This is a genomic window from Streptomyces sp. UNOB3_S3 (assembly GCF_020740895.1).
GTDB lineage: Bacteria > Actinomycetota > Actinomycetes > Streptomycetales > Streptomycetaceae > Streptomyces.
Genome location: NZ_JAILXP010000485.1, coordinates 1 through 4,536, shown reverse-complemented (window position 1 = coordinate 4,536; position 4,536 = coordinate 1). Strand labels below are relative to the sequence as shown.

Annotated in this window: 5 protein-coding genes; 3 read left to right on the top strand and 2 right to left on the bottom strand. The window is 68.1% G+C overall.

What is annotated here, in order from left to right; genetic code table 11:
- Positions 1-387: 387 nt before the first annotated feature.
- Positions 388-837 carry a peptidase inhibitor family I36 protein gene (locus K6I33_RS32250; protein ID WP_229358112.1) on the bottom strand — a complete coding sequence of 150 codons (450 nt, stop codon included), beginning with the start codon at positions 835-837 and terminating at the stop codon, positions 388-390.
- A gap of 331 nt (positions 838-1,168) precedes the next feature.
- Here K6I33_RS32250 and K6I33_RS32245 point away from each other — a divergent pair, with 331 nt between their 5' ends.
- On the top strand, positions 1,169-1,528 hold the full coding sequence (locus K6I33_RS32245; RefSeq protein WP_229358111.1) for a hypothetical protein: 360 nt from the start codon (positions 1,169-1,171) through the stop codon (positions 1,526-1,528).
- A 41-nt stretch (positions 1,529-1,569) separates the two neighbouring features.
- On the opposite strand, the gene K6I33_RS32240 is transcribed toward K6I33_RS32245, so the two are convergent.
- Positions 1,570-3,012, bottom strand: coding sequence for an aldehyde dehydrogenase (locus K6I33_RS32240; protein ID WP_229358109.1), 1,443 nt, complete (start codon positions 3,010-3,012; stop codon positions 1,570-1,572).
- 168 nt (positions 3,013-3,180) lie between these two features.
- Between K6I33_RS32240 and K6I33_RS32235 the strand changes: the two genes are divergently transcribed.
- The gene (locus K6I33_RS32235; protein ID WP_229358115.1) at positions 3,181-3,669 is read left to right on the top strand and encodes a TetR/AcrR family transcriptional regulator; all 489 of its coding nucleotides are present in this window, start codon (positions 3,181-3,183) and stop codon (positions 3,667-3,669) included.
- A 102-nt stretch (positions 3,670-3,771) separates the two neighbouring features.
- Positions 3,772-4,536: AAA family ATPase (locus K6I33_RS32230; protein ID WP_229358108.1), on the top strand; the 765-nt coding region annotated here is incomplete at its 3' end.

The following is a 4,536-nucleotide window of genomic DNA, read 5'->3' as shown; positions in this document are numbered from 1 at the left end:
CCCCCGGCCCCCATTGGCCCTATCACCGTAGCGGCGGAAAATCACCCCATCATGACAATCGGCGGTAATCACCTGAAAGAGGCAAGAGGGTCTCTACGTAGGACATGCCATGCGACCAGGGTGGATGGATATCTGGCGAAATGCATGTGATGGTTGCTTGGAGTGACGCTTTCGGTTCAGGTGGGTCCGCGAAGGAGCGTGTCGGCGGCAGGTTTCGACCTGGCCGTGGGGTCAGCGGGCAAGCGCTGACCACGGCGATGGCCCGGGTGCACGCCAAGCCCGAAGCCCACAAGAAGCTGTTCTCCGGCAAGGAGGAGCTCAAGGCCAGATCTGGCCACCCGGACGCGTGGGCGGCGCACGCTCATCCGGTCGAGTGCCCGGCGCTCTCTACGGGCAGTAGAACCGGAAGGAGGAAATCCTGTCGTTGTTGTACGCCTTGGAGGTCCCGAAGGCGTAGTCCCCCTTCAGGCCCCACTGCCATGACGGCGCGTAATCCAGGTCGGAAGGGTGGAGCTCTCCGCTGGGGTCATCCCAGAACTGCACCGAGCACTGCGAGTTGTTCAGCCAGGACGAGACTTGGTTGTCGGCCGGTTCCCCGTTCAGGAAATGGGTGTTTATGAGTCTCACGATTTTTGTGTTGCCGCCCGCCGGGGGCGGGGTGACAACCACCTTCGAACCCGTTCCGCCGCCATTCTGGTAGAGGCACAGCGCCCACCCCGGGCAGTCGCTGTAAGGAGGGTTGTCCGCGGATGCCGGCCCCGCCGAGAAGAGCAGCGCCGCTCCAGCAACTGCACTTGTGAAAGCGGCAACCGTCAGCTTGAACGGTTTCAGTGTCATGGGTTTCTTCTCTCTGGGTCGTATCGAGACATCGAGACTCAGCATCACCGAACGGCTGCCTGGCTGTGCCACGTCTGGATCACATAGAGGGCGCCACGTATGGCCGCTGACTATACGTTAGCAGTGGACACGTGTGCATGAGGGTGGCTTCTCGCATCCCGGAGGTGTGACCATGCACCGGGCCGCACCAGCCATCACACGTATGCGTGACTGATATTGCCCTCACCGACACACGGTTGAACATGCGAGAGTTCACCATCGGCCGCACTCGCCCGGACGGGCCGGGCGGCCGATGTCTCCACCGGTCTCGTCACACACGAAAGGTGTTCGCATGTTCATCCGCAAGGCGAAACTCCGCGCCGCCGCCGCTGCCGTCACCACGGCCGTGGCTCTGATCGGCCTCGGGGCCGGGACGGCGAACGCCGCCGACTGGCCTCCGTTACGGGAGGGCGCGTACCTCTACTCGGGTACCCACGGAACGGGGACGGTGTCGAAGGTCGACCTCGGCGATCCGGGTATGTGTCACACCCTGTCGGCGCCGGCCCGCTCGGTTCAGGTCGTCTCCGGTTCCGCGTCCGTGGTGCTGCACCCCGGGCCCGGTTGCACCGGCGCCTACTCGTGGGCCACCGGGTCTCTCGCGCAGTCCGACCTTCCATGGGCGGCGCTGAGCTACCACGTCGTCCCGGCGTGACGACGTCCCGGGTGTGATGCCGCTCGCGTGCGGGCGACGGGTCACACGGTGATGGTCTTGTACTCGGTGTAGGCACCGAGGCCGACCGCGCCGTACTCGCGGCCGATCCCGCTGGCCTTGAAGCCCCCGAACGGGCCGTCGAAGTCGATGGAGGCGCCGTTGACCGTGACGGTACCGGTGCGGACGCGGCGGGCGACCGCCAGGGCGTGCTCCTCGTCGGAGGACCAGACGCCACCGGAGAGGCCGTACTCGGAGTCGTTGGCGATGCGGACGGCGTCGTCCTCGTCGTCGTAGGGGATGACGACGAGGACCGGGCCGAAGATCTCCTCCCGCGCGATGCGCATGGAGTTGTCGACATCGGCGAAGACGGTGGGTGTGACGTAGTTGCCCTTCTCCAGGCCCGCGGGGATCCGCGGGCCGCCGGTGACCAGGCGGGCGCCCTCCTCGATGCCGAGCCGGATGTAGTCGCGCACGCGCTCCTGCTGATCGGGACGGATCATCGGGCCGATGAAGGTGCCGGGGTCGTTCGGGTCGCCGACCCGCAGTGACTCCACCAGTTCCTTCAGCGCGACCACGACCTCCTCGTACCGGCCGCGCGGTGCCAGGATTCTGGTCTGCGCGACACATGACTCGCCGTTGTTGAGCAGCGAGCCGGATTTCACACCCGTGACGGCCTTCTCGATGTCGGCATCCGGGAGGATGATCGCGGCGGATTTGCCGCCCAGCTCCAGGCTGACCCGCTTGAGCCGCTCGCCCGCGATCGAGGCGATGCGGCGGCCGGCCCGCGTCGAGCCGGTGAAGGCGATCTTGTCGACCTCCTCGTGCGACACCAGGTACTCACTGGTCTCCCGGTCCGCGGGCAGGACGCTGATCACGCCCTCGGGCAGGCCCACCCGCTCCAGCAGGCCGGCCAGGAAGCCCATGCTCAGTGAGTTCTCCGGGGACACCTTGAGCACCACGGAGTTGCCGGCGAGCAGAGCGGGGATGATCTTCGAGGTGGCCGAGGAGAACGGCGAGTTCCACGGGATCACGGCGGCCACGACGCCGACCGCCTCACGGCGCACCACGCTGCGCACGGGGGACGCCGGGTCGGATGGGGCGAGGGTCTCCTCCCAGCCGAATTCCTCCGCCGCCTTCAGGTAGGCGTTCGCCTGCCGGGTCAGGCCGAGCTGTCCGGCACGGGTGAACCATCCGGCCGAACCGTTCTCCAGGGAGATCAGGTGCGCGATCTCCTCCGCGTTCTCCTCGCGCAGCGCGTTGAACCTCCGTAAGGCCGCGATCCGTTCGGCCGGCGGGGTCAGACGCCAAGCGCCCGCCTCGAAGGACGCCCGTGCCGCGGACACCGCCCGGTCGATGTCCGCCGGCCGCGCCTGGGCGGCGCGGCCGACCACGGACCGGTCATGCGGCGAGGCGATGTCGAGCAGGTCCGGGTCGCTCGGCTCGGCCCAGGAGCCCCCGATGAAAAGCCGACCGTAGGTGATCACGTGCTTTCCCTCTTCCAGTGGTGTCGGTTCGTTCCGACGATCCGTCTAACTGTCACATCAATGTAGCACTTAAGCGTGTCCGCGCCGCCAGTTTGTGGCGCTAGACTCGGTGCGGTGAGAGCCGACGCAGCGCGCAACCTGGAAACCGTCCTGACCACCGGGGCCCGCATGCTCGCCACCGATCCCGGCGCCAGCATCGCGAGCATCGCCGCGGCGGCGGGCGTGGACCGGCGCACCGTCTACCGGCGCTTCGCCTCCCGCGAGGAACTCCTCACCGCCATCTACGAAGCCCGCCTCACAGCCGTCGAACAGGCCATCGAAGACGCCCGGCTGCGGGAAGCGCCCGTCGCCGTCGCCCTGCACCGCTACGTCGAGAACGTCATCGCCGTCAACCGCGCCTGGCCCGTCGATCTCGCCCGCATGCTCGCCGACGAGGCCATCCGCCGACGCAGGGACGCGTCCGTCCGCGAGGTCGACGGCTTTCTGCGGCGGGCCACCGACGAGGGCCTCCTGCGCCGCGATCACCCCGAGGGGTGGGCGAGCGCGCTGCTGCCCCAGCTCATGCACCTGGTGTCACGGCAGATGCCCGAGCTGAGTCCTGGTCAGGCGGCGGACGTCGTCGTCGACACCCTGCTCCACGGCCTCGGAGCGTCCTGACACGGCGCGGCCCTCGGTTTCACGCGCTCGAACGGCCGCGACAGCTTCTGAGTAGGCGCCGGCTCAGTGGAGGAGGAAACGGGGGAGGAAGCGGAGGAGGAAATGGGGACGGTGGAGTCGATCGACGGGACGCTGATCGGCCGCGAGCCCGAGCAGGAGGCGCTGTCCGGCTTCGTGACGGGCACCGGGGGCCGGGCTCTCGTCCTGCGGGGCGACGCGGGCGTAGGCAAGAGCGCCCTGCTGGACCATGTCGCCGACTTCGCCTCGGGCAAGGAACACAGGGTGATAAGGGCGGCCGGTGTCGAGGCCGAGTCGGAGCTGCCGTTCGCCGGCCTGCACCAGTTCCTGTATCCGTTGCTCCCCTGCGTCAACCAGCTGGACGACAGTCACCGAAGGGCATTCGACGTCGTCTTCGGCAGAAGCGAGGGCGCGCCGCCCTCGGTCATGGCGCTCGGTATCGCCGTCCTCGACCTGTTCTCCCTCGCGGCGTCGCGGAAACCCCTCCTGCTGGTACTCGACGACGGCCAGTGGTTCGACACCTCCAGCATCGAGGTGTGCGGGTTCGTGGGACGAAGGCTCAGTGGTGGCTCGGTCGGGCTCCTCGTCGGCCTGCGTTCCGACGTGCCCTCCGGCTTCGACACGGCGGCGCTCCCGCAACTGCCCGTGACCACACTGTCGGAGAATGCCTCCGAGCGGCTCCTGGACCTGCGCAGCCCCGGGCTGGATCCCCGGATCCGTCGTCTGATCCTGGACGAGGCCCAGGGGAACCCGCTGGCTCTGCTGGAGCTGCCGTCCCATGTGACGCGCGGTGGCCGGGCAGCGAGCGACCGGGGGGAATCGCCCGGATACACCGGCATATCCCTGCCC